Raw genomic sequence first — 18,826 nt, forward strand, 5'->3', positions numbered from 1 at the left:
CCGCCGGGGCGGGATTGTGAAACGCCCATGCGGCCAGATGGTTGCGTGTTGGCGGCCAATTGCGGGCATCGTCGCGGCCTGCTCGCGAAAAAGTCAGGCCGCCGCGACCGGCAGGCCCGGCTTCGGCCTTGTTTGCGCCGTGCGCGGGATTAACGATGGCGCTTAACGATGGCCTGGGTCCGCGACTGGAACCAAGTTCGGATTCCGTGCATATTGGTTGCCGGGGACGGAGAGCCGCGGCATCGCGATCAGGCCTGGAGGCCAAAGGTAAAATGCGTTCGTTCCTCATTGCGTTCACTTCCGTGATGTTTTTTGCGGCCGGCGCCGCGCAGGCCAAGGTCGATATCACCATCGACAAGGACAACCAGCAGATGACCGTCGCGGTCGACGGCGTCGCGCGCTATCACTGGCCGGTCTCGAGCGGCATCCCCTCGCGCGAGACGCCGAACGGCACCTTCCGCGCCTTCCGCATGGAAGAGGACCACTATTCCAAGGAATTCGACGACGCGCCGATGCCGCATTCGATCTTCTTCACCAAGATCGGGCACGCGATTCACGGCACCGACTCGGTGAACCGCCTGGGCACACCGGCCTCGCATGGCTGCGTGCGGCTGTCGCGCGACAACGCAACGACGCTCTACGCACTGGTCCAGAAGCAAGGCGTGCTCAACACCACGGTGACGCTGACCGGCTCATCCCAGGTCGCACTGGCGCGCAATCCGCGTGGGCGCAACGGCACCGCCGTCGCCCGCCGCGCGCCGCAGCAAGATGAGCAGTACGGCACCGCCGCCGCCGGCGATCCCGTCGTGCTGACGCCGCAGCCGCGCGAATATCCGGCGCAGGCCCGCGCCGACGACGGCTACATCTATCCGGCCGACGGCAGCTCGACTGCGCAGCGCTACCCGGCGCCGCCGTCAAGCCGCCGCGTCTACGACGCGCAGGGCTATGGCCAGCAGCAATACTACGGCAACCAGGGCTACGCGCCGGCGCCGCAGGGCAATTACCAGCCGCGGCCGTACTACCAGCAGCAGCGCGGCTTCTACGGCAACAACTATCAGGACTGAGACGCAGTCTCCTGATCAACTGACGGCGCTGCAGGCCGCGCGCCTTCAGTTCACGATCCCCTCACCCGCTTGTGACCGCTGCAAAGCGCCCGCGTCGTCGTCCGCGGTGGCCCGTCGTTGCCTCGTCATCCGATTGTTAAAATAGCCCGATATTCGGCGGCAATAGCGCCCGCCTGGCCTCTGGAGGCCGTTTCACGCGGAATGCCCAGGTGAGATCAGGGCCAGGCGCGGGTCACGTAGGCAGTATCAGAGGTCGAAATGAAACGGGGCTTCATTGTCCTTTGCCTGTGCGTCGTGGCGATGGCCGGCTATTTCACGACGGACAGATGGGCGATCCGTCACACGACGCTGACGTTCAGTGACATCCTGCGCGACGACCGTAACGTCACGGTCGAGCTGGCGGTCCGCCGCGACCGGCAGATGCAGGCGATGGCCGAGATGATCGAATTGCCGGTCGCGATCCTGAGCCACGGCAACACCGTCAAGAACACCGAGTATTCGTTCCTCACCAATCTGTTCGCGTCGCGCGGCTACCTCGTGGTCAGCATCCAGCATGATCTCGACACCGATGCGCCGATGGTGACCAAGGTCGGCGAGGAATATGTCGGCCGCCGCATGCAATACAATCGCGGCGTCTTCAACATCATGTATGCGATCGACGAGCTCAAGAAGCTTTATCCGAACGCAAACTATCGCCAGCTGACGCTGATCGGTCATTCCAACGGCGGCGACATCTCGATGTTCTTCGCCAAGCAGCATCCCGAGTTGGTCAAGAAGGTGGTCACGCTGGACAATCTACGCGTCCCCTTCATCACCGACGCGAGGATCAAGATCCTCTCGTTCCGCTCGAAGGACCCTCATTTCAAGGCGGACCCGGGCGTCGTGCCCGACGACGAGACCTGCGCCCGGCTCGGCATCAAGGTGGTCCGAACCGAATTCCAGCACAACGACCTCAGCGACCGCGGCCCCGACAGCGCGAAGTCGTCGATCCAGGCCGGGGTCGAGCAATTCCTCGACGAGGACAATGGCGAGAGCACGCCGACGATGCCGCTGCTCGCGGCGTCAAGCCCGGACAAGGAGAAGGCTGCGGCGGCAGCCGACGACAAGTAACGGGCGGTCGAACGGCCGGCTAGAGCTTAGGTTCTGATTCAATCAGAACCTAAGCTCCAGTGCCTACGGGCTCTCTGATGCGACGAGGCCGCCCTTACGCATGCGCGTTGCGATAGGTGATGGCTATGAGCCAGATTGCGGACACCAGGAAGTAGAACGCGCCGAACCCCGCATAGGGAGCGACGTCCAGAATCGTTGGCGCGACGGTGCCAATGGATTGGCTGATCATGTAGCCACCGGCGAGGGCCGACTGCGCGCCGCTCAGGATCATTGCCCATTGCGCACCGTAATGACGCCAGCGCCTTGCTCCCGTGTACAACTGCAGCAGACCCGAAAGAATCGCCCAGACTCCGAATACGGCCAGCACGGCATATGCGCTGTGGCTAACCGCTGCGACCACGGCGAGCGCCGTTATCGTGCTGACCGCGACGTTCAATGCCTGGGATGGGTTGGCCTTCAGGCCGCCATTGACCCGGGCGTCTGCCAGATTGGCGATGGCGTCCCATGCCGGGTAGATCACGAGTAGAAACGCGGTGACCTCGGGTTGTCCGCTGAACAGAAGGGCGGCGGCAACCCAGGCGATCGAGAATATGGCGCGCCCGAAATAATACGATCGCAACCAGGCGGATTGGGTCGAAAGGTGGCTTTGCATTGACAGGCTCCCTGCTTACCTTCCTACTAGTAGGTAGATAAAGCTTTTGAGTCAATCCCACGCTCGGACACCTTCTTGTGTGGGACGGGAGAGCTGGGGTAGCTTGACAAGCTTACCTACTGGAAGGTAGGCGCCATTATGAACCCGACGATTTCGACCTCAGAAAAAATTCTCGATGTCGCCCAGTCTCTCATCGTCGCGGGAGGCTACAACGCGTTCAGCTATGCCGACATTTCGGATGCGATCGGCATCAGGAAGGCGAGCATTCACCATCACTTCCCGACCAAGGCCGAATTGGTCTCGGTGCTGGTGGATCGCTACAGGCGGCAGGCGGAACTGGGCCTGAGGTCGCTCCAGGAGCAGTTCTCGAGCCCGGCCGAACAGCTGCAGTCTTATCTGAACTTCTGGCAGACCTGCATTCGGGATGCCTCGCTGCCTTTCTGCGTCTGCGCGATGCTTGCCGGCGAGATGCCGATGTTGCCGGAACCGGTCGCTTCACGCGTCCGGGCGCATTTCCATGGTCTCGCAAGATGGTTGACGTCGGTGCTGCAGGCCGGCGCGGAGCAGCGCCTGTTCCACTTGAACAACCGGCCGGAAGACGAGGCTCAGATGCTGATGGCATCGGTCCACGGCGCAATGCTCTCTGCGCGGGCGTTCAACGATCCCGAGTTGTTCGTCGTAATCGTCAACTCCCAGATCGCGAAGCTGCTGGTAGCGGATCGCTAGAGCAGGATGAAGTTATCTTGAGCCGAAGCGGCTGCCGAACTTCACCTCTCCCTTGGGAGAGGCATAGGCCGCCCGCGGCGGCCGTCCACGAAGAGAACGCCGAAGCGAAGCTTCGGCTCTGGCGTAGCGCCGGGTGAGGGGTTGCGGTCTCTCGTTGGAGCTGCGGCCCCTCACCCGATTTGCTGCGCAAATCGACCTCTCCCCGATGGGGAGAGGTGAACCTCAAGCCTATTGCTCGCCGTCGCGCAAGCGGCGGTACACCGCACCCAGCACGTTCGAATAATCGTCGGTCCAGACCCGCTGTTTCTCGTCGGCTTCGGTCTCGGTCCAGACGTCAGACGATGCGAGCTTGCCGACATCGGCCTCCTCGCGCGCCGAGACCACCACCGAGGTCGAGAAAATGTACTCGTTGTCGCGGCCGGAATCCTCGCTGTAGACCCAGCTCTTCATGTCGTTGGCATCGGCGATGCCGACCACGACGCTGGCCAGTTCGAGATGGCGGTTGGAGACGTGCATCACGACCGCGCCCTGCGGCGCCAGCTTCTCCTTGTAGATCGCCATCGCCTCCTCGGTCGCGAGATGGATCGGGATCGCGTCCGACGAATAGGCGTCGACGATGATGAGATCGTAGACGCCGTCCGGCTCCTTGGCGAAGGTCAGCCGCGCATCGCCAATCACGGGCTTGAGGTTCGGCTCGCAGTTCTGGATGTAGGTGAAGTATTTCGGGTCGCGCGCGGTATCGACCATCGACTGGTCGATCTCGAAGAAGCGCCAGTCCTCGCCGGGCTGTGATGCGCAGGTCAGCGTCCCCGAGCCGAGCCCGATGACCGCGACCTTCAGCGGCGCGCCCTTGCGCTCGCGGATCGCTGTGATCGCCTGCCCGATGCCGCCATCCTTGTGATAGTAGCTGATCGGCTCCGGCCGCCCGGTGACCGGCGTACCGTCGTCGTTCCTGAACTTCTCGGCGCCGTGGATCGTGGTGCCGTGCATCAGCACGTGATACTGCCCGTTCCGGGTCACCACGATCTTGTGCACGCCGAAGAAGCTGCGCACGGTTTCGACGCGGCCGTCGTCGGACGGATAGGCGCGCAGCACCACCAGCGCGACCACGACAGTGGCGAAGATCTTCCAGCGATTGGCGTTGAGCGCGAGCGCCAATAGCGCCGAGAGCACGCCGACGGCGCCTATTATCCAGACCCTGCGGTCCTCGAGCCAGTTGAAGATGTCGCCCGCCGACCAGGATGGCGCGATCAGCGCCACCGCCAGCACCGCGAGGAACGGCCAGTACCAGGCGCTCCAGCGCGGCAGCCGCTCGGCGCCGCCGGGCGGGCGGCACAGCGCGGCGAGCGCCAGCAGGATCGGATATTCGGCGACCCAGGAGAAAGTAAACGGTGCAATAAGTCCCGCGAACAGGCCGCCGATCATGCCGCCGAACGACAGCGCGACATAGAAGCCGGTGAGGTATTTCGCGGCCGGGCGGGTGCGCGCGAGCTCGCCATGACAGGCCATCGCGATGATGAAGAAGCAGAGTTGATGGCCGCCGAGCGTGAGCAGAAGGTTCTGCTCGCCGCCGACCGCGAGCAGGATCACGACGCCGGCGATCGCCAGCGGCTGCGCCAGCAGCATCCATTTGTGCGGTAGCAGCGGCCGCGACTGGAACACCAGCACCCAGGTCAACAGATACAGCGACAGCGGCAGCACCCACAGCAGGGGCGCTGCGGCGACGTCGGTCGAGATATGCGCCGTCACCGCGATTAGGAGGCCGGACGGCACGGCGGCGAGGAAGATCCAGCGCGCCCGCTGCGGCCAGGACGGCACCGTCGCGTTTGCGTCGTCGGCCGGCATGTTGAGCGCGGCGGCATTGGCCGGCGATCGCAACAGCAGCAGGCCGCAGCCCGCGATCAGGACGATCAAAAGACCATAGCCGCCAGTCCAGATCAGGTTCTGGGTCCGCAACGTTAACATCGGCTCGAGCAGCACCGGATAGGACAACAGCGCCAGGAAGCTGCCGATGTTCGAGGAGGCGTAAAGAAAATACGGGTCGGGGCCGTTGGGGTGGCCGGTGCGCACGAACCAGGCCTGCAGCAGCGGATTGTTGGCGGCGAGCGCGAAGAACGGCAGGCCGATCGAGACCACGAACAGGCCGAGCAGCCAGATCGCATAGCCTGAAGTCGGCGGCTCGCCCCAGCCGCTCTTGATCGACAGCGGCAGTGTCAGCAACGCAATGACGAGCAGCACGAGATGCACCACGATCGGCACGACACGGCTGTTCAGCTTCATCAGCAGATGCGCATAGGCATAGCCGCCGAGCAGCAGCGACTGGAAGAACACCATCGCCACCGACCACACCGCCGGCGAGCCGCCGAGCCGCGGCAGCACCATCTTGGTGAACAGCGGCTGCACCGAGAACAGCAACAGGGCACTGACAAAGATCGCAGCGGTGTAGACGACCAGCACCAGCCGGTTTCGCGAGGCGGACGGCTCAGATGTCATGAAAGCTCCGGCATGGACCCGGCGGGCGCCGGAGGCGGACGGTCCGGCGGCAGCGCACCAGAGGAGGAGAATTGAGCATAAGGCAGTAGCACGGACAAGAAACCACGGTCACGCGGACTTGACGACCGGGCGCTGCGGCGCCACAGCACGTGCTCTAATCACTGCTTCTTGAAGCGGACATGAACGAGACAGACGTCGTCATCATCGGTGCGGGGCACAACGGCCTCACCTGCGCGGCCTATCTTGCGATGGCAGGGCTGCGGGTCAAGGTCGTGGAACGCCGCAAGGTGGTCGGCGGCGCCGCTGTCACCGAGGAGTTCTGTCCGGGATTCCGCAATTCGGTTGCCGCCTACACGGTGAGTTTGCTCAACCCGCAAATCATGTCTGACCTGAAACTTGCCGATCATGGCCTCAGGATCGTCGAGCGGCGCGCCCAGAACTTCCTCCCCGCGACCGACGGCAGCTATTTGCTGACCGGCGAAGGCCGCACCCAGCAATCGGTCGCGAAGCTCAGCCAGCACGACGCGGGTGCAATCGGCGTGTTCTCCGGGGAACTCGAAGCCATCGCCGACGTGCTGCGGCAATTCGTGCTGCGCGCGCCGCCGAACCTTGTCGAGGGCTTTGGCATCGGTGCGGTGAGCGAGGCCTTCAACGCGCTCGGCACCGCCAACATCCTGCGGCGGCTGTCGCTCGAGCAGCAGCGCGACCTGCTCGATCTGTTCACGCGCTCGGCCGGCGAGATGCTCGACGAGCGTTTCGAGAGCGACCTCGTCAAGGCGCTGTTCGGCTTCGACGCCATCGTTGGCAACTATGCCAGCCCCTACGCCGCAGGCTCAGCCTATGTGATGCTGCACCATGCGTTTGGCGAGGTGAACGGCAAGAAGGGGGTCTGGGGCCACGCGATCGGCGGCATGGGCGCGATCACCCAGGCGATGGCGCGCGCCGCACGCGGCCATGGCGTCGAGATCGAGACCGATGCCGGCGTGCGCGAGGTGATCGTCGAGAAGGATCGCGCCACTGGAGTCATCCTCGACAATGGCGAGACCATCCGCGCCAGATACGTCGTCTCGAACGTCAATCCGAAGCTGCTGTACACGCGCCTGGTGCCGGCAGGCGCTCTGGCATCCGAGTTCCTCGCGCGCATCTCGCGATGGCAGAATGGCTCCGGCACGTTCAGAATGAACGTGGCGCTCAGCGCCCTACCCTCGTTCACCGCGCTGCCCGGCCCCGGTGATCACCTCACTGCGGGAATCATCATCGCCCCAAGTCTCGGCTACATGGATCGCGCCTGGCGCGACGCGCGCGACTTCGGCTGGAGCCGCGCGCCCGTCGTCGAAGTGCTGATCCCCTCGACGCTCGACGACAGCCTGAGCCCGCCGGGCCAGCATGTCGCGAGCCTGTTCTGCCAACACGTCGCGCCGCAATTGCCGGACGGCAAATCCTGGGACGACCATCGCGAGGAGGTCGCCGATCTGATGATCGCAACCGTCGACAGCTACGCCCCCGGCTTCGCGGCCGCCGTGGTCGGCCGCCAGATGCTGTCGCCGCTCGACCTCGAACGGCAGTTCGGCCTGCTCGGCGGCGACATCTTCCACGGCGCGCTGACGCTGAACCAGCTGTTCTCGGCGCGGCCGATGCTCGGCCATGCCGACTACCGCGGCCCGCTCCGCGGCCTCTACCATTGCGGTTCCGGCGCCCATCCCGGCGGCGGCGTCACCGGCGCCCCCGGCCACAATGCCGCGCGCGCCATCCTGGCCGACCATCGCGCGCTGTTCGCATAGGGCACGACGGATCACACGCTGCGGAGGGCAAGCTGTGGACAGGTCTGTTGAGAAGCTGTGGGTCGGTTGTGGGTGAACCGCGGTGCGCTGCGCGGGAATGCCGGAGGAAATCCCGGTGGACTGGCTGTGCAGCAGTCGCTGACAACCCGGGGACAACGCCCCGCATATCCCGTTGGCAAGTTGCGTGGAACTCTGTGGACGGCCTGTTCAAAAAAGAAAACACCGGGCGTCGTTGCCCGGTGTTTGCTCGAGAACGCCGTCTGCCAATTACTTCAGGGAACCGCTGATCGAGTTGAAGGTCCCGCTCAGCGCCGTACCGACGCCATTCACCGCAGCGATGATGGCGATAGCAATGCCGGTCGCGATCAGTCCGTATTCGATGGCGGTCGCGCCGGATTCATTCTTCAAGAATCTAACGATAAAAGCCTTCATTGCAGCCCTGCCCTTGGTTGTGATGCCTTGGAACACGGGAGAGTTCCGGTTCCGGAACCAGTACTAGTACGGTAACATCTAAGGTTGTCTGAACCGGGAACCTATCAATTCTCGCGATATTCGAATGAATCCAGCTTGAAATTTTAACAAAAACCGCGCTACCGGCCTCCGATGACCCCGTCCACACACCGCGCCAGCATCACCCTGTCAGACGAATCGACCGCAAAACGCGTGGTTGATGCGCTTTCCGAGCTGTTTTTCGAGGATCAGGCGGCCTTTGCAGCCTTCGAGCGGCCGGACGGCCGCTGGGACGTCACCGTCCATTTTGCCGACCCGCCGGACCAATCCTTGCTGCGCGAGTTGATCGGACAGGTGGTGCGGCAGGATGTCGCATCTACTTTAGTCTTTGATATTGTTGAGGCAAAGGACTGGGTCAAGGCCAGCCTCGAAGACCTTGTCCCGGTCGCGGCCGGCCGCTTCATCGTCCACGGCCAGCATGACCGGCACAGGATTCCGCCCAACAAGCTCGGGATCGAGATCGAGGCGGCGCTCGCCTTCGGCACCGGCCACCACGGCACCACGCGCGGCTGCCTGCTGCTGCTCGACCACGTGCTGAAGGCGTATCAGCCCCGGCGCGTGCTCGATCTCGGCACCGGAACCGGTGTGCTGGGGATTGCCGCCGCCAAGGCGCTGCATGGCCGGGTGCTGGCCAGCGATATCGATCCGCCGTCCGTCCAGGTCGCCGAGGAGAACGCCCGGCTGAATGGGGCAGGACATCTGGTCGACGTGATCCGCGCCACCGGCTTTGCGTCGCCGCGCTTTGCCGGGGACGGGCCGTTCGATCTGGTGCTCGCCAATATCCTGGCCAATCCGCTGCGCCAGCTGGCGGGGCCGATGGCCCGCCACCTCGCTTCGTCGGCACAGGTCATCCTCTCCGGCCTGCTGACCCACCAGGCGCCGGCTGTCATCGCCGCCTACCGCGCCCGCGGGCTGGTGCCGCTGCGGCATCTCAGAATCGAGGGCTGGAGCAGCCTGCTGCTACGCTCGGTGAGGTGACATGACCGCGCCCGGCAGACAGTGCGGCGACTGCACGCTCTGCTGCAAGGTAATGGCGATCGAGGAACTGGCGAAGCCCGCCAACGCCTGGTGCCCGCATTGCAAGCCGGGGCGCGGCTGCCGGATCTACCCGAGCCGGCCGGCGGAATGCCGCTCGTTCAGCTGCGTCTGGCTCGTCAACGAGCTGCTGGAGGAGCACTGGAAGCCCTCCCGGTCGAAGCTGGTCCTGACCACATCGGACGACGGCCTCGAGGTCAGATGCGATCCGGGCTTCCCGGACGCCTGGCGCAGGGAGCCGTTTCGCAACGAACTGAGGGAATGGGCGCTGTCCGGCGAGACGCTCGACATGACCGTCGTCGTCATCGCCGGTCAGCACATCACGCTGGTGACGGCGGAGCGCGAATTCGATCTGGGGATCGTCGGCCCCGATGAGCGGATCGTGCGCGAGCTCGACGGCACCAGGGTCGTCAACGTGACCGTGGCGAAGGCGTCGGACCTGGGATAGTCAGACCCTTGCAACGGCAGGCATCATCAAGCGTTGGTCCGCGATCCTGTTCGTGATCTCTGCGAAGGAGACCGTCCGCATGAAACGTCCCACTCGCGCTTTCACCATCGCGGCGATCTTCGCTGTCGCGTCTGCGGCGGTCACCAACGCCCGAGGAGGCGGCATCCGCCCCGTCAGCGACCGCAGCCATGCCGGCGAACCCTATCGCGGTTATCCAACCGGGCGTCATGACAGCCGGCCGCGGGTACGCAGTGACGGCCGCGAGCGTGGCTGGCCCAGCGGATCATATCCTCTGGAGTACGAAGACCGGGACCGGGGCGTGTACCTCGGCCAGCGTCACGACGATTGAAGGAGAGCTATTTGGACGGCGCAGGATCGCGGCCGGGAGTCTTCTCGACCTTGTCCTGACTGGCTGCACGCCTGGCACGCGCCTCGACAAAACGGTCAAGCATCTGGACGATGACGCCACGCTGCTTCTGTTCGATCGGCGCGACCGGTCCGCGAGGGACTGGCGGCGAGATCTTCTCAAACGAAAATGCAGGCATCGTGCATCTCCTCACCGTTGAGTTGAGACACTCCTGGACACCCCCCCGTACGCTTTGACCAAGGACGCGAAGTGGACATCGTCCGGTCATTTCCACTATGCCACGATTCAAGCATAAGTTATGCCAAAATAATGGTCAGGCCTGACCGCGTGGCGCAAGGTGGACAACCGGCTTTCCGGCGCGACAAAGGCGCCGCGTTTGCGCGAAGATCATGCGCCATCCGAAGAGAGTGCGACAGCGATGTTCGAAGCCCATTTCCAGACGTTCGAAGAGCCTGAAGGCGGCGTGGCGCTGACCGCGCGCTTGAGCGCGCTACGCGAGGAACTGGTGCGGCGCAAGCTGACCGGGTTTGTGGTTCCGCGCGCCGACCAGCAGCAGAATGAGTATGTTGCGGCGTCCGAGGAGCGGCTCGCCTGGCTGACCGGCTTCACAGGATCGGCCGGGCTCGCGATCGTGCTGAGCAAGCAGGCCGCCCTGTTCGTCGACGGCCGCTACACCCTGCAGGCCGCCAAGCAGGTCGACGCCAAGGCCTGGCAGGTCGAGCCGCTGGTCGAGCCGCCGCCGGAGCACTGGCTGACGCGGCACCTTTCAGCGGGCGACCGCCTAGGATTTGACCCGTGGCTGCACACTTCTGCGGCAGCGGAACGGCTGGCGACGGCCTGCACCAAGGCCGGCGCCGAACTGGTCGCCGTCGATCGCAACCCGGTCGATGCGATCTGGAGCGAGCGGCCGGCGCCACCGCTCGGCCCGGTCAGCATCCACGGTGCGCAGTTTTCGGGTGAGATCGAGGCCGAGAAGCTCAAGCGCATCCGGCTCGAGATCAACAAGCTCGGGGTCGATGCGCTGGTACTGTCCGACAGCCACGCGGTGGCCTGGGCCTTCAACATCCGCGGCGCCGACGTCTCGCATACGCCGCTGCCTCTGTCCTACGCGCTGGTGCTGAAGGACGGCCGGCCGCTGGTGTTCATCGATCACCGCAAGCTGTCGAACGCGACGCGCGACCATATCGAGCAATCCGCCGATGTCGAGGAGCCGGCGGCGCTGGCGCCAAAACTCACCGAGCTCGCCAAGCGCGGCGCCTCGATCGCGCTGGACAGCGCGACCGCCGCGGACGCGCTGAGCCGCCTGATCGCTGGCGCCGGCGGCAAGCCGATGCGCGGCAACGACCCGGTCAGCCTGCTGAAGGCGGTGAAGAACATCACCGAGATCGAGGGCACCCGGTCAGCGCATCAGCGCGATGCGGTGGCGCTGACGCGCTTCCTCGCCTGGATCGACCGGGAGGCGCCCTCGGGCCACCTCACCGAGATCGACACCGTCGAGGCGCTGGAGACGTTCCGCCGCCAGACCGGCGCGCTGAAGGACGTCTCGTTCCCGACCATCGCCGGCACCGGGCCGAACGGCGCCATCGTGCATTACCGCGTGACGCGCAAGAGCAACCGCCGCATCGCGCCCGGCGATCTTCTGCTGATCGATTCCGGCGCGCAATATCAGGACGGCACCACCGACGTCACCCGCACCATCGCGATCGGCACACCTGTTGACGAGATGCGTGACCGCTTCACCCGCGTGCTGCGCGGCCATATCGCGATCGCCCGCGCGATCTTCCCCGACGGCACCACCGGTGCGCAGCTCGACAGCTTCGCGCGGCAATATCTCTGGCAGGCCGGGATCGATTTCGAGCACGGCACCGGCCACGGCGTCGGCAGCTATCTCTCAGTGCACGAAGGGCCGGCGAGGATCTCGAAGCTCGGCACCACGCCGCTGAAGCGCGGCATGATCCTGTCCAACGAGCCCGGCTACTACAAGACCGACGCCTACGGCATAAGGATCGAGAACCTCGAGCTCGTGATCGGCACCGACATTGCCGGCGCCGAGAAGCCGGTCAACGCCTTCGAGACGCTGACCCTGGCGCCGATTGATCGCCGCCTGATCGAGGTCAGCCTGCTGAGCCAAGACGAATTGGCCTGGCTCAACGACTACCACGCCCGCGTCGCGCGCGTGGTGCGTCCGCATCTCGACGACAACGCCACGAAGCAGTGGCTGGATGAGGCGACGGCTGTGCTGAAGTAGCGGCGCGGGCAGCGTCCACACACTCGACGTCGTCCCGGCGAAGGCCGGGACGACAGTGTGTTTATTGCGCGAGACGAAACATCACCGCAGCGCCTCTCGAAATCGCATGGGCGCATGCCAAAACACACGTATTCCGCGCGAACGGGCACGCTACAGTCTTTCCATAATGCTGGATCGGACCTGAATGCACGGCGTGATGGGCAAGCCGCCCGGCGACAACAACAAAGACAACATCAAGGACAACATCGCGACATCGAAGGTCATGCTGCTGATGCTCGTCGTGATGACGGGCGTCGCGCCGATCTCGCTCTATATGCTGGTCCCCGCGTTGCCGGTGCTGGCGACCAATTTCGGCCGCGACATCTCTATCGCGCAGATGACGGTGTCGCTCTACATGGTCGGCATTGCGCTCTCGCAGCTGATCATGGGGCCGCTGTCCGACAAGTTTGGCCGCCGCCCGGTGCTGCTCGCAGGCCTCGGCCTGATGGTGGCGGCGGGCATCGGCTCGGTGTTCGCCGAGACCCTGCCGCAGCTGATCGCGGCGCGCTTCTTCCAGGCGCTGGGCGGCGCCAGCGGCATGGTGATCAGCCGCGCCATCATCCGCGATCTCTATCCGCGCGAGCGGGTCGGCGCCATGATCAGCCTCGTCGTCGCCGCGCTGATGATCGCGCAGATGGTGAGCCCGCTGACCGGTGGCCTCTTGGAGACCGCATTCGGCTGGCGCGCGATCCTCTATCTGATCACCGCGGCGTCGTTGACCGTCACAATCTTCATTGCGCTGGCGCTGCCCGAGACCCGGCGACCGCGCCGACAGCTCCAGCTTTCGCGGCGACCTCGGCAAGCTGATAACGAACCGCGCCTTCGTCGGCTATCTGCTCTGCCAGGTGCTGTCATCACAGATCATCTTCGCCTTCGCCGGCGGCGGCCCCTACATCGTGGTGACCCAGATGGGCCGCAGCAGCGCCGAGTATGGCGCGTGGTTCGCGATGACCGGGTTCGGCTACTTCGTCGGCAATCTGCTCTGCGTGCGCTTCGCGCCGCGGCATTCGCTGGAGAAACTGATCTGGTTCGGCCTCGCGCTGCAGCTCGGCGGCAGCCTCTTGAACCTGATCTGGAGTTTTGCCGGAGTAAACCAGGCGCCGCTCTGGCTGTTCGGCACCCAGATGATCGTGATGGTCGCCAATGCCTTCGTGATGGCCAATTCCGCCGCCGGCGCCATCAGCATCCGCCCCGAAGCCGCCGGCACCGCCTCAGGCGCCATGGGCTTCCTGCAGCAGGGCATCGGCGCGCTGATCTCGCAGTTCGGCGCCTATCTCGGCGGCCACTCCACCACCACGCTGCCGCTGACCTCGGCAATCTTCGCGATCTCGATCGCCTGCGCCTGCACCATGATCTTCATCGTTCCGCGGCGGAATGTGGTGGTGAGCGAAGAGCTGATCGCGCAGGCGGAGGAGGATGAGAGCGGGATGATGTGAGGCGTGCGTGCGCCGCACCTCAACTCGTCATCCCCGCGCATGCGGGGATCCAGTACGCCGCGGCCCATCCGCTCAACAATGACTGTCTCTGGAATACTGGATCACCCGCATTCGCGGGTGACGACAACGGAGAGTGCGGCGACGCTGCGCCCCTACTCCTCGATCAGCGTCAGCCACTCGTCCTCGGTCAGCACCGCAACGCCAAGCTCGCGCGCCTTGGTCAGCTTGGAGCCCGCGTCCTCACCGGCCACCACATAATCCGTCTTCTTGGAAACCGAGCCCGCGACCTTGGCGCCGAGACGCTCTGCCATCGCCTTGGCCTCGTCACGGGTGAATTTCGTCAGTGAGCCGGTGAACACTACGGTCTTGTCCGAAACAGGCGAGCTGTTGCGCGGCTGCTCGGCGGGCTTCACCTCGATCTGGTGCAACAATTCGCCGAGCGCCTTGACGTTGCGCGGCTCTGCAAAGAACTCGACCACCGCATCTGCGACGATCTCGCCGATGCCATCGATATCGTTGAGGTCCTGGTAGGCCTCGGTGGCGTTCTCTTCGTCCTTGCTGCCCTTGGCGGCGGCCAGCATCGCCTCACGGAAGTTTTCGATCGTGTGGTAGTGCCGCGCCAGCAGCTTGGCGTTGCCTTCCCCGACATGGCGAATGCCGAGCGCAAAGATCAGCCGGTGCAGCTCGATGTTGCGGCGAGCATCGATCGCGTCGAACAGATTGCGTACCGAGGTTTCGCCGTAGCCCTCGCGCTCCATCAACTTCCTGGTCAACCGCCCGTCCCGCTCGCGAAGGGTAAAGATGTCGACCGGCGACATCACCAGCCCGTCCTCGTAGAATTCCTGGATCTGCTTCTCGCCCAGACCATCGATGTCGAAGGCAAGCCGCGACACGAAATGCTTCAGCCGCTCGACCGCCTGCGCCGGACAGATCAGTGCGCCGGTGCAGCGGCGCACCGCCTCACCTTCCTCGCGAATCGCATGGCTGCCGCACACCGGGCAGGTGTCGGGAAACTTGTACGGCTTTGCACTCTTCGGCCGCTTGTCCAGAACAACGCCGACGACCTGGGGGATGACGTCGCCGGCGCGCTGCACGACGACCGTGTCGTCGACGCGGAGATCCACGCCATCCCGAATCGGATTTCCGTCGTTGCCGATGCCCCTGATGTAGTCCTCGTTGTGCAGGGTTGCATTCGAAACCACGACGCCGCCGACCGTCACCGGCTCGAGCCGCGCGACCGGCGTCATCGCGCCGGTGCGTCCCACCTGGATATCGATCCCCCTGAGAATCGTCGTTGCCTGCTCGGCCGCAAATTTGTGAGCGATCGCCCAGCGCGGGCTGCGCGACACGAATCCGAGGCGCTCCTGCCAGTCGAGGCGGTCGACCTTGTAGACCACGCCGTCAATGTCGTAGCCGAGCGAGGCCCGCTCCTCGCCGATCTTGTTGTAGAATTTCAGGACATCATCGACGCTCTTGCAGAGCGTGATCAGCGGATTGACCACAAAGCCTGCCTTGTCCATCCACTCCAGCATGCCGTGCTGGGTGTCGGCGGGCGGCTCGCTCATCTCGCCCCATGTGTAGGCGAAGAATTTCAGCGGCCGCGACGCGGTGATCGACACGTCCTTCTGACGCAGCGACCCCGCTGCCGAATTGCGCGGATTGGCAAAGATCGTGTCGTCAGCCGCGGCCTGCTTCTTGTTCAGCTCAAGAAAATCCTTCTTGAGCATATAGACTTCACCGCGCATTTCGCAGGCTGCCGGAACGTTGCGGCCCTTCAGGGTGTGTGGAATGTCCTTGATGGTACGGACGTTGGCGGTCACGTCCTCGCCGGTGAAGCCGTCGCCACGCGTCGCGGCGCGGACAAGCTCGCCATTTTCGTAGCGCAGCGAGAGAGACAGGCCGTCAATCTTCGGCTCGGCGACCAGCACCGGAATCTGGTCGGCATCCAGCTTGAGAAAGCGCCTGATACGTTCGACGAATTCGGTGACGTCCTCGTCGCTGAATGCGTTGCCGAGCGACAGCATCGGAACGGCATGTTGCACCTTGGCAAAGCCGCGAGCCGGCGCCGCGCCAACCGTCTGCGTCGGCGAATCCTTGGTGACGAGATCGGGGAATTTGGCCTCGATCGTTTCCAGGCGCCGCCGCAAGGCGTCGTAGGCCGCATCGGATACGGTCGGCGCGTCCTTCTGGTAGTAGCGCTCGTTGTGAGCCTCGATCTCGAGTGAAAGGCGCATCAGCTCGACCTTGGCCTGCGCCTTGGTGAGCTTGTCGACGTCGACCAGCGCTTTCTTCGCCTTGGCAGCCATGGGCGCGACTAGCTCGCCGCCCTGAGCAGCCGCTCCGCCGCGGCGCGGGCCTCGGCGGTGATCTCGGCGCCGGCCAGCATGCGCGCGATCTCCTCACGGCGATGGTCGGCGGCGAGCGCGTTGACGCGGGTGGCGACGCGCTTGCCCTTGTCGAGCGCATCTTTGGAGATCAGGAGATGCTGGCTGGCGCGGGCCGCGACCTGCGGCGCATGCGTCACCGCCATCACCTGCACCTTGCCGGCGAGACGTGCCAGCCGCGAGCCGATGGCATCCGCCACCGCGCCGCCGACGCCGGTGTCGATTTCGTCGAACACCAGGGTCGGCGCCGAGCCGCGATCGGCCAGCACGACCTTCAGCGCCAGCAGGAAGCGCGACAGCTCGCCGCCGGAGGCGACCTTCATCATCGGTCCCGGCTTGGTGCCCGGATTGGTCTGGACCCAGAACTCGACGCGGTCGATGCCCTGCGGGCCCGGCGCGGCGGCGTTGCTCTCGACCTGGGTCATGAACTTCGCGCGCTCGAGCTTGAGCGGCGCGAGCTCGGCATTAACGGCCTTGTTGAGCTTCTCGGCCGCCTTGGTGCGCGCCGCCGACAGTTTTACGGCAGAAGCAGCGTAGCGCTGGTCGGCCTCGCGGGCGGCCGCTTCCAGCTTCTTCAGCTGGTCGGCGCCGGCATCGATCAGCGCGACGTCGCCGGCGTATTGCGCTGCCAGCGCGGCCAGCAGATCGACCGGCGTCGAATATTTGCGCGAGGCGGCACGCAGCGCGAACAACCGCTCCTCGATGCGCTCGAGTTCGGCCGGATCGAAATCGGTCGCCGCCAGCGCGGCATGGAGATGCTGGTCGGCCTCTTCCAGCGCATTGATCGCAACGTCGATCGCCTTCACCGCGGGCTCGATCAGGCCGGGCGCATTGGCGGCGCGCCGCTCCAGCCGCCGCACCGCGGCCGACAGCGCCGACACCGGCGAATGCGAGCCGCCGATCGCCTCCTGCGCCTCGCGCAGATCGGTGGCGACCTTCTCGCCCTGCATCATGGTGGTGCGGCGGTTGGCGAGCTCGGTCTCCTCGCCCTCCTTCGGCGCCAGCGCCTTCAGCTCCTGGGAGGCATGGCGCAGGTAATCGGCCTCGCGCGCGGCGCGTTCCATGCCGGCGCGATGTTCGTCGAGGTCGGCATTGGCGGTCCGCCTGATATCCCACAGCGCTTCCAGCGCCGCGACGTCCTTCTCATGGCCGGCGAAGGCATCGAGCAGCTGACGGTGGGTGGAGGCGTCGACCAGGGCGCGCTCGTCGTGCTGGCCGTGGATTTCGACCAGAACGGCGCCGACCGCCTTCAGGGTCTGCACGCTGATCGCCTGGTCGTTGATGAAGGCGCGGGTGCGGCCGTCAGCGAGTTGCACGCGGCGCAGGATCATCTCACCGGTGTCGTCGAGGCCGTTCTCGGCCAGGATTTTGGCCGCCGGATGCCCCTTCGGGACATCGAACGTGGCGGTGACCTGGCCCTGCTCGGCGCCGTGGCGCACCAGTCCGGCATCGCCGCGGCCGCCGAGCGCGAGCGCAAAGGCGTCGAGCAGGATGGATTTGCCTGCGCCGGTTTCGCCGGTCAGCACCGCGAGGCCACGGGAAAATTCGATATCGAGCCGTTCGATCAGGACGATGTCACGGATCGACAGACGCGCCAGCATGCGAGGACAATTCCTAGCCGAGACCTATCTTCTTGAAGGTCCTGCTGATCCAGGAACCCTGATTCTCGCTCGGCTCGAGACCGCCGGACTTTACTAGATTATACGCGTCCTTGTACCAGCGGCTGTCTGGAAAATTGTGGCCAAGCACCGCGGCGGCGGTCTGCGCCTCGCCGGCAATGCCGATCGCCATATAGGCCTCGGTGAGCCGGTACAGCGCCTCTTCGACGTGGCGCGTGGTCTGGTACTGCGTGACCACGGTCTTGAAGCGGTTAATCGCGGCGGTGAAGTCGCGCTTCTCGATGTAATAGCGCCCGACCGCCATTTCCTTGCCGGCGAGTTGGTCGCGTGCGGCCTGGATCTTGGACTTGGCCTGGGTGGCGTATTCCGAGGTCGGATATTTGCGCACCACCTCTTCGAGCGCCGCGATCGCCTTCTCGGTGCGACCCTGGTCGCGCGAGATGTCCGGGATCTGGTCGAAATGCGATGCCGCGATCAGGTACTGGGCGTAGGATGCGTCCGGGCTGCCGGGATGCAGCGTGACGTAGCGCGTGGCAGAGCCGATGCAGCTGTCATAGTCGCCGGCCTGGTAGAACGAATAGGCCGACATCAACAGCGACTTGCGCGCCCAATCCGAATAGGGATGCTGACGGTCGACTTCCTCAAACTTCTTCGAGGCGGCCTTCAGGTCCTTCTTCTCGTTCATCATGTACAAGCCCTCATTGTAGAGCTTGTCCGCGGGCTCATCGACGAAGGTGTCGTCCTTGGCCATGAACTTGTCCCACAGCGCGCCGGTGCCGCAGCCTGAGAGCGGCAATGCCAGCACGATCAGGCCCGCCGCAAAACGCAGCGTGCGCGCGGCCTTGGTCAGGCCGGAGACGTCAGAAGAGGAGCGTGGTTCGAGCGCCATACGCATTGCCGACATGGATTGTAAA

General features: G+C 64.9%; 16 protein-coding genes. 9 read left to right on the forward strand and 7 right to left on the reverse strand.

Going from position 1 to position 18,826, the window contains the following annotated elements; translation table 11 throughout:
* The first annotated feature begins 272 nt into the window (after nucleotides 1-272).
* Both G6P99_RS33760 and G6P99_RS33765 read left to right on the forward strand, forming a co-directional pair.
* Nucleotides 273-1,064 (forward strand): L,D-transpeptidase, encoded by a 792-nt coding sequence (locus G6P99_RS33760; protein ID WP_029078883.1) that lies wholly within the window; start codon nucleotides 273-275, stop codon nucleotides 1,062-1,064.
* Nucleotides 1,065-1,322: 258 nt separating this feature from the next.
* Nucleotides 1,323-2,174: an alpha/beta fold hydrolase gene (locus G6P99_RS33765; protein ID WP_029078884.1), complete on the forward strand. Its 852-nt coding sequence runs from the start codon at nucleotides 1,323-1,325 to the stop codon at nucleotides 2,172-2,174.
* A 94-nt stretch (nucleotides 2,175-2,268) separates the two neighbouring features.
* Here the strand turns inward: G6P99_RS33765 and G6P99_RS33770 are convergent, their stop codons facing one another.
* Complete coding sequence (locus G6P99_RS33770) at nucleotides 2,269-2,826, reverse strand: DUF308 domain-containing protein (protein ID WP_029078885.1); 558 nt, start codon at nucleotides 2,824-2,826, stop codon at nucleotides 2,269-2,271.
* Between the two features lie 138 nt (nucleotides 2,827-2,964).
* Between G6P99_RS33770 and G6P99_RS33775 the strand changes: the two genes are divergently transcribed.
* Nucleotides 2,965-3,552, forward strand: a complete 588-nt coding sequence (locus G6P99_RS33775; RefSeq protein ID WP_029078886.1) for a TetR/AcrR family transcriptional regulator — start codon at nucleotides 2,965-2,967, stop codon at nucleotides 3,550-3,552.
* Between the two features lie 228 nt (nucleotides 3,553-3,780).
* Here G6P99_RS33775 and G6P99_RS33780 read toward each other — a convergent pair whose 3' ends face one another.
* Nucleotides 3,781-6,045: a fused MFS/spermidine synthase gene (locus G6P99_RS33780; RefSeq protein WP_029078887.1), complete on the reverse strand. Its 2,265-nt coding sequence runs from the start codon at nucleotides 6,043-6,045 to the stop codon at nucleotides 3,781-3,783.
* A 179-nt stretch (nucleotides 6,046-6,224) separates the two neighbouring features.
* Here G6P99_RS33780 and G6P99_RS33785 point away from each other — a divergent pair, with 179 nt between their 5' ends.
* Nucleotides 6,225-7,826: a phytoene desaturase family protein gene (locus G6P99_RS33785; RefSeq protein ID WP_029078888.1), complete on the forward strand. Its 1,602-nt coding sequence runs from the start codon at nucleotides 6,225-6,227 to the stop codon at nucleotides 7,824-7,826.
* 267 nt (nucleotides 7,827-8,093) lie between these two features.
* Here the strand turns inward: G6P99_RS33785 and G6P99_RS33790 are convergent, their stop codons facing one another.
* On the reverse strand, nucleotides 8,094-8,258 hold the full coding sequence (locus G6P99_RS33790) for a Flp family type IVb pilin (protein WP_029078889.1): 165 nt from the start codon (nucleotides 8,256-8,258) through the stop codon (nucleotides 8,094-8,096).
* 171 nt (nucleotides 8,259-8,429) lie between these two features.
* Between G6P99_RS33790 and G6P99_RS33795 the strand changes: the two genes are divergently transcribed.
* From G6P99_RS33795 to G6P99_RS33805, 3 genes are all read left to right on the forward strand, one after another.
* Nucleotides 8,430-9,314, forward strand: coding sequence for a 50S ribosomal protein L11 methyltransferase (locus G6P99_RS33795; RefSeq protein WP_029078890.1), 885 nt, complete (start codon nucleotides 8,430-8,432; stop codon nucleotides 9,312-9,314).
* A gap of 1 nt (nucleotide 9,315) precedes the next feature.
* Entirely contained in the window at nucleotides 9,316-9,819 is a 504-nt protein-coding gene (locus tag G6P99_RS33800; protein ID WP_029078891.1) for a hypothetical protein, read from the forward strand.
* Between the two features lie 79 nt (nucleotides 9,820-9,898).
* Complete coding sequence (locus G6P99_RS33805) at nucleotides 9,899-10,168, forward strand: hypothetical protein (protein WP_156928410.1); 270 nt, start codon at nucleotides 9,899-9,901, stop codon at nucleotides 10,166-10,168.
* Nucleotides 10,169-10,175: 7 nt separating this feature from the next.
* Here G6P99_RS33805 and G6P99_RS33810 read toward each other — a convergent pair whose 3' ends face one another.
* Nucleotides 10,176-10,364, reverse strand: a complete 189-nt coding sequence (locus G6P99_RS33810) for a hypothetical protein (RefSeq protein ID WP_029078892.1) — start codon at nucleotides 10,362-10,364, stop codon at nucleotides 10,176-10,178.
* A gap of 240 nt (nucleotides 10,365-10,604) precedes the next feature.
* Here G6P99_RS33810 and G6P99_RS33815 point away from each other — a divergent pair, with 240 nt between their 5' ends.
* Nucleotides 10,605-12,434 (forward strand): aminopeptidase P family protein, encoded by a 1,830-nt coding sequence (locus G6P99_RS33815; RefSeq protein ID WP_165125067.1) that lies wholly within the window; start codon nucleotides 10,605-10,607, stop codon nucleotides 12,432-12,434.
* 313 nt (nucleotides 12,435-12,747) lie between these two features.
* Nucleotides 12,748-13,893 (forward strand): MFS transporter, encoded by a 1,146-nt coding sequence (locus G6P99_RS33820; RefSeq protein ID WP_414645602.1) that lies wholly within the window; start codon nucleotides 12,748-12,750, stop codon nucleotides 13,891-13,893.
* Nucleotides 13,894-14,061: 168 nt separating this feature from the next.
* Here the strand turns inward: G6P99_RS33820 and ligA are convergent, their stop codons facing one another.
* From ligA to G6P99_RS33835, 3 genes are read right to left on the reverse strand one after another with little or no spacing between them, the layout of a single operon-like run.
* A complete protein-coding gene (gene ligA, locus G6P99_RS33825; protein WP_029078895.1) occupies nucleotides 14,062-16,215 on the reverse strand; it encodes an NAD-dependent DNA ligase LigA in 2,154 nt (717 codons plus the stop codon).
* Between the two features lie 8 nt (nucleotides 16,216-16,223).
* The gene (gene recN / locus G6P99_RS33830; RefSeq protein WP_029078896.1) at nucleotides 16,224-17,894 is read right to left on the reverse strand and encodes a DNA repair protein RecN; all 1,671 of its coding nucleotides are present in this window, start codon (nucleotides 17,892-17,894) and stop codon (nucleotides 16,224-16,226) included.
* A gap of 13 nt (nucleotides 17,895-17,907) precedes the next feature.
* Nucleotides 17,908-18,816 (reverse strand): outer membrane protein assembly factor BamD, encoded by a 909-nt coding sequence (locus G6P99_RS33835; protein WP_029078897.1) that lies wholly within the window; start codon nucleotides 18,814-18,816, stop codon nucleotides 17,908-17,910.
* Nucleotides 18,817-18,826 lie beyond the last annotated feature (10 nt).

Source organism: Bradyrhizobium sp. 6(2017) (genome assembly GCF_011058295.2).
GTDB lineage: Bacteria > Pseudomonadota > Alphaproteobacteria > Rhizobiales > Xanthobacteraceae > Bradyrhizobium > Bradyrhizobium septentrionale.